This window comes from Streptomyces sp. NRRL B-24572, from assembly GCF_002156145.1.
GTDB classification, from domain to species: Bacteria; Actinomycetota; Actinomycetes; order Streptomycetales; family Streptomycetaceae; genus Streptomyces; species Streptomyces vietnamensis.
The window spans coordinates 24,491-30,575 of record NZ_MWIG01000040.1; the positions used below are offsets into that span (position 1 = coordinate 24,491).

Sequence of the window (6,085 nt, forward strand, 5' to 3'; positions counted from 1 at the left end):
GCGTGGATGAGGATGGTCAGCGGGAGCCGCCGTCGACGGTCACGACCTGGGCGCTGATGTAGTCGGCCTCCGGCGTGCACAGCAGGTAGACGGCGCCCGCGGCCTCCGCCGGGGTGCCGGGGCGGCCGAAGGGGTTGGTACGGGCGACGGCGGCGGCGATCTGCGGGCTGACGCCGACCTTGATCCTCCGGCCCTCGATCTCGACGAACGCCTCGTCGTCGGCGGTCGCCTCGGTCATCCGGGTCAGGATGAAGCCGTACGCGACGGCGTTGACGTTGACCTTGTAGCGCCCCCACTCCTTGGCCATGGTCTTGGTGAGACCGATGACGCCCGCCTTCGCGGCGGAGTAGTTGGCCTGGCCCGGGTTGCCGTACTGACCCGACACCGAGGAGATGTTGACGACCTTGCGGTGATAGTCGGTCGGGTTGGCCCTGATGTAGGGCTGGGCGGCGCGCAGGACGCGGAAGGGCGCCTTGAGGTGGACGTCGAGGATGGCGTCCCACTGCTCGTCGGTCATCTTCTGGACGACCGAGTCCCAGGTGTAGCCGGCGTTGTTGACGATGATGTCCAGGCCGCCGAAGGCGTCGACCGCGGTGGCGACGAAGCGGTCGGCGAAGTCGTCCTCGGTGACGGAGCCGACGCAGGCGACGGCCTTGCCGCCGCCGGCGACGATGTCGGCGACGGTCTCCTCGGCAGGCTCCTCGTCCAGGTCGTTGATCACGACGCTCGCACCTTCGGCCGCGAGCTTGAGCGCGACCTCGCGGCCGATGCCGCGACCCGAGCCGGAGACGACGGCGACCTTGCCGTCCAGGGTTCCCATGATGATGTGCGTCCTTACTGTGTACGTCAGTCGGTGGCGGTGACGACGGCGGAGCCCAGGAGGGTCACGGTGCCGTCGGGCAGCTCGACCGTCAGGTCGAGGTGGGCGAGTCCGTCCTCCACCCGGGTGACCGTGCCGGTGCAGACGGGCGTGGCGTTGACAGGGGTGATCGCGGAGAACCTGACGCCGAAGGAGCGGACGCGTTCCTGGGGGACCCAGTCGGTGAGCAGCCGCCCGAGGTAGGCCATCGAGAGCATGCCGTGGGCGAAGACGTCCGGGATGCCGACCGCCGCGCAGGCGTCGGTGTCGATGTGGACCGGGTTGTGGTCGCCGGAGGCCCCCGCGTACAGGGCGAGCGCGGAGCGGGTGATCTTCGGGGCCTGGAGGGTGAGCGAGTCGCCCGTGCTCAGGGTGGTCATCGCCGGTCCACCTTCGGGTCGCGCACCACGAGGGTGCTGGTGAGCGTGGCGATCGGTGCGCCGTCGCGGGTCACGTGGGTGTCGCGCACGATGAACTGGAGGGCGCCGCCCTTCTTCGCGTAGACGTCCTTCACCTCGGTGACGAAGGTGAGGGCTTCTCCGGCGTACGCCGGGGCGTGGTAGGTGAACTCCTGGCCGCCGTGGAGGATGGTGCGGACGTCGATGCCGAGGTCGGTCAGGAACCTGCCGCGGTCGGGGTTGTCCATCTCCAGGCAGAACAGGAACGTCGGCGGGACCGGGAGGTCGCGGTGGCCGGCGGCCTTGGCCGCCTCCGGGTCGGAGTAGACCGTCTCCGTCTGGCCGGTGGCCTGGGCGAAGAAGCGGAGCCGGCCGCGCTCGGCCACGGTCACGAAGGCGGGGGTGCGGCTGCCGATGAGGGCGGGGTCGATGGCCATGGGTCAGGAGACCTTCTCGAAGAGGGTGACGACACCGGCGGTGCCGAGGCCGAGGTTGTGCTGGAGGCCGAGGGTCGCGCCCTCGACCTGGCGGGCTCCCGCGTCGCCGCGCAGCTGCCAGGTGATCTCGGCGGTCTGCGCGAGACCGGTGGCGCCCAGCGGGTGACCTTTGGAGAGCAGGCCGCCGGACGGGTTGGTCACGACGCGGCCGCCGTAGGTGTTGTCGCCGCTGAGGATGAACTCCTCGGCACCGCCCTCGGCGCACAGCCCCAGGCCCTCGTAGGTGAGGACCTCGTTGACGGTGAAGCAGTCGTGCAGCTCGACGACCCGGATGTCGCGCGGGTCCACACCGGCCCGCTCGTAGACCTCCCCGGCGGCGGCCCGGGTCACATCGGTGCCGACGAGGGACATCGCGCTCTTCTTGTCGAAGAGACCGGCGGCGTCGGACCGGAGCGCCTGCGCGGCGATAGCGACCTTCGGTTCGAGGCCGTGCCTGCGGGCGAACTCCTCGGAGCACACGACCGCGGCGGCGGCGCCGCAGGTGGGCGGGCAGCACTGGAGCCGGGTGAGGGGGCCGGCCATGTGCGGGGAGTCCAGCACGTCCCGCTCGGTGATCGGGGCGCGGAAGACGGCGTACGGGTTGTTCGCGGCGTGCCGCCGGGCCTTCACGGAGACCTTGGCGAAGGTCTCCGGCCGCATCCCGTACTTCTCCATGTACTCGACGCCGGCGGCGCCGAAGTACTGCGGGGTCATGGGGAGGGCCGGGGCGACGTCGTACACGTCCCTCAGGACGGCGGAGAAGTCCGTCAGGGGGTTCGGCCGGTCGGTCCACTTGGCGCCGAGGGCGCCGGGCGGCATCTGTTCGAAGCCGAGGGCGAGCGCGCAGTCGACCGCGCCGCTCTCCACCGCCTGCCGGGCGAGCCAGAGCGCGGAGGACCCCGAGGCGCAGTTGTTGTTGACGTTCACGACCGGCACACCCGTCAGGCCGAATCCGTAGACCACGCGCTGGCCGCAGGTGGAGTCGCCGTAGACGTATCCGGCGTACACCTGCTGGATCCGCTCGTAGGGCATCCCCGCGTCGGCCAGGACGGCCCGGACCGCGCCGGCACCCATCTCGTCGTACGTCCTGGCTGCGCCGGGCTTGGCGAACGGAACCATGCCCACCCCGGCCACCAGCACTCTGCGACCCATGCGAATCTCCCGCCACTAGGTTATGACGGATTCACTTTCTTGCGCATCAATGCTGGTGTCAAGGGAATCCATGGCTTATTAAGATGTTTTCGATGATTCACTCAGAGGCGAGTTTGACGGCATCGCGCGCGGGGTTGACCAGCACCAGCGCGGCGATCGCGCCGACGATCATCGTCACGCCGAGGACCAGGAAGCCGTCCCCGTATCCGAGCGCGACGGAGTCACCGCCGTCCACGAGCCTGCCGATGACCAGCGGGGCCACGACCCCACCGAGGCTGTAGATCCCGGTGACGATCCCGAAGACGGCACCGCGCTGCTTCGCCGGCACGACGTCGGCGAGCCCGGCGAAGGCGACCCCGTACCCCGCGGAGTTCAGACAGGAACCGAGGACGAGCAGCGCCATCTGCGGCACACCACGGTCCAGCGAGGAGAACGCGATGGTGCACACGCCGGAGGCCAGGACCATCGCGCCGGGCAGCACGCCCCGGGTCATGCGGCTCCCCACACCCCTCCTGGTCAGCGCCGCGGACAACACACCGACGGCGATCACCGCGACCGCCGAGCCCAGGTACGGAAGCGCGACCAGGTTCCCGGCCGTGGTGGCGTCGTAGCCGAGCCCCTCCCGAAGGTAGAGCGGCAGCCAGCTGACCTTGACCGAGGTGTTGGCGTAGGCGACGAAGAACAGCAGACACATCCCGACGAGCGTCCTGGTCGAGAAGAGACGCCGTAGCGGCACCCGCTCGGGGAGCATCGACGCGGTCTCGGCCGCGCCGTGGCCGTGACCACCCCGCGCGTCCTCCGGCCCCGCATCGCCGCCGACGAGCCAGAGCAGGGTGATCACGGCGCCGCAGACGGCGAGAACCCCGAAGGCGGCGTGCCAGGAGTGCGTGACGATGACCCAGGTCAGGGCGGGCGCGGCGATCAGCGGGCCGATGCCCGCACCGGCGACGACAATCGAGCTGGGGACCGCCCGCCGGTGCGCCGGGAACCACGAGTGGGCGACCTGCATCGCGAGCGCCGTGGTGGGTCCTTCCGCGAAACCGAGCAGAACACGGCACGCGACGACGGTGGTGAAGCCGACCTGGGCCGCCATCGGCGCGAGGCTCAGGGCCCACAGGGCCGCGATGCCGGCGAGGAGCCAGCGCGCCCGCACCTTTCCACCGAGCCAGCCACCGAGGACGGAGCCGACGGCGAAGAGCCAGAAGAAGCTGCTCTGGATGACACCGAACCGGGCGTCGTCGAGGCCCAGATCCTCCTTCATGCCGACCCCGGCCAAGCCGACGACGACCTTGTCGGCGTAATTGACCAGCATCAGACACACGAGCAGGGCGAGGACGATCCACGCCCTGCGCCGCACGTGGGCCGCACGGCCCGGGGCCGCACCCCCCGACTCGGACACGGGCGATTCCTGCTGTTCGACGGCCACGACGGCCCTCCCTTGTGCAGCGGGGCGAATGTGGCAGGAAGTGAATCATCCCTAACTCGCATGGACAAGGGTTCAAACCGATATGGCATGCCACTGGACGCAGGAGTGAGTCATCTCTAACTTGACACTGTTCGACTCACGCGGAGGTGACGATGATCCGGACGCACACCGGTCTGCCGGTACGGCCCCCACGTCCCGCCCACCGGCCGCACGGGCTTCCCGGCGCCCCCTCCAAGGAGGGCGCCACCCATGTACTGCGCCATGCGGCGGAGCTGCTCCATCCAGCGTCCCCGCCTTCACCGAGTCGGCGCTGGAGGAGGGCGTGCCGCTCCAGGCCGTGCGACCGATCCGTCGAAGACCTCGCCGCGGCGATCCCGGCGTCACCGGGCGGCGCTGCGGGATCAGTACCGTCGTCTCCGGCCTCATGGAACTCGGGCGCGCGCGGGAGTTCGCCGAGCTCGCCCTGAACAGCTGCTCGACGAACGGCGAGCTCGCCCGCCTCGCGGACCGGCTGCCCGGGGCGTTCGTCCTCGCCCGCCCGGACCTGGCCCGGGAGTTCGCCTTCCAGGTGCTCGGCCCCGTACTCGAAGGGGACCCGGTGGAACGCGACCACCTGCTGTCCGCGCTGGCGGCGTGGCTGGACCGCCAGGGCTCGACGGAGGAGGCGGGCAAGCGTCTGTACTGCCGGCGCAACACCGTGCTCAACCGGCTGCGCCGGCTGCAGCAGCTCACGGGGCGGCTGCCGGCGCACCCGCGGGACGTGGTCGGCCTGGCGTTCGCGCTGGAGTCGCACCGGCTCGCCGACCGACAGAACCCATGAGTGAGCAGAAGTTCACTTTCCGGTACGCATCCGCTTTCCTCCGCAGGCTTGAGGTAGGACATGAGGGTGAGCAGGTGATCACCGGACTGCTCCGGTGCGGTATTTTTCCCAGATGACCGACAGCGAGGAACGAGCGGCGATGCAGACCGAGGGGACGAGGCGGAGGACCGCACGCAGGCCTCCCGACCGCAAGGCCCGGATCGTCTCCGCCGCGGCAGAACTGTTCCGCACCCGCGGCTACCACAACGTCTCGCTGGCCGACGTGGCGACCGAGGTCGGCATCACCGCCCCGGCGCTCTACCGGCATTTCCGCGGCAAGCCCGACCTGCTGCTCCACGTCGTGGAGTCCACCGTCGCCGCGGTCGCCGCGTCCGTCGCGGCGGCGCCCGACCTCGACACCTATCTCCGCACGTCCGCTTCCGAAACCCAGGACCGCCGCGGGTCGGCCGTCCTGTGGCAGCGCGAAGCGCGCCACCTGCCGGAGGAGCGCCGCAAGGAACAGCGTCACGCACTGAACGGCGTCGCCGAGGCGATCGGCGAGCTGATCCACCGCGCACGACCCGAACTGGACCACGCCGACCGACAGTTGCTGGCCTGGGCCGTCCTCGCCGTGTACGGCTCCGTCTCCTGGCACCGCACGTCGCTCCCCCGCCGCCGCTTCGAGGAACTGCTGTACCGGCTCGCGTACGCCGCGGCGCACTGCCCGCTCGGAACCAGCCCGGCCCCCGCGACCGCGCCGACGCCGGGCGGTTACGCCGGCCTCGCGATGTCCCGGCGCGAGGAGATCCTCGTCGAGGCGATCCGGCTCTTCGACGAGCGGGGTTTCCAGTCGGTGAGCACCGACGACATCGGCGAGGCCGCCGGCGCGACGGGTCCCAGCATCTACAAGCACTTCCCCACCAAGACCGACCTGCTGGTCGCCGCCGTGATGCGGGGCGGCGAGCAGCAGGTCGG

At 70.6% G+C, this 6,085-nt stretch carries 7 protein-coding genes; 2 read left to right on the forward strand and 5 right to left on the reverse strand.

What is annotated here, in order from left to right:
* Nucleotides 1–16: 16 nt before the first annotated feature.
* The 5 genes from CCN56_RS02685 to CCN56_RS02705 all read right to left on the reverse strand — a co-directional run bounded on the left by CCN56_RS02685 (nt 17) and on the right by CCN56_RS02705 (nt 4,284).
* Nucleotides 17–820 carry an SDR family NAD(P)-dependent oxidoreductase gene (locus CCN56_RS02685; protein WP_086823026.1) on the reverse strand — a complete coding sequence of 268 codons (804 nt, stop codon included), beginning with the start codon at nt 818–820 and terminating at the stop codon, nt 17–19.
* 26 nt (nt 821–846) lie between these two features.
* Entirely contained in the window at nt 847–1,239 is a 393-nt protein-coding gene (locus tag CCN56_RS02690) for a MaoC/PaaZ C-terminal domain-containing protein (RefSeq protein WP_086823028.1), read from the reverse strand.
* Nucleotides 1,236–1,694 (reverse strand): MaoC family dehydratase N-terminal domain-containing protein, encoded by a 459-nt coding sequence (locus CCN56_RS02695; RefSeq protein WP_086823031.1) that lies wholly within the window; start codon nt 1,692–1,694, stop codon nt 1,236–1,238. Before CCN56_RS02695 ends, CCN56_RS02690 begins: the two co-directional genes overlap by 4 nt.
* 3 nt (nt 1,695–1,697) lie before the next feature.
* Nucleotides 1,698–2,885 carry a lipid-transfer protein gene (locus tag CCN56_RS02700; protein WP_086823034.1) on the reverse strand — a complete coding sequence of 396 codons (1,188 nt, stop codon included), beginning with the start codon at nt 2,883–2,885 and terminating at the stop codon, nt 1,698–1,700.
* Between the two features lie 97 nt (nt 2,886–2,982).
* Complete coding sequence (locus CCN56_RS02705; RefSeq protein WP_256961684.1) at nt 2,983–4,284, reverse strand: MFS transporter; 1,302 nt, start codon at nt 4,282–4,284, stop codon at nt 2,983–2,985.
* A 451-nt stretch (nt 4,285–4,735) separates the two neighbouring features.
* On the opposite strand from CCN56_RS02705, the gene CCN56_RS02710 reads away from it, so the two are divergent.
* Both CCN56_RS02710 and CCN56_RS02715 read left to right on the forward strand, forming a co-directional pair.
* Nucleotides 4,736–5,131 (forward strand): helix-turn-helix domain-containing protein, encoded by a 396-nt coding sequence (locus tag CCN56_RS02710; RefSeq protein ID WP_143664404.1) that lies wholly within the window; start codon nt 4,736–4,738, stop codon nt 5,129–5,131.
* A 112-nt stretch (nt 5,132–5,243) separates the two neighbouring features.
* The coding region (locus tag CCN56_RS02715; RefSeq protein ID WP_143664405.1) for a TetR/AcrR family transcriptional regulator at nt 5,244–6,085 on the forward strand (842 nt) is incomplete at its 3' end.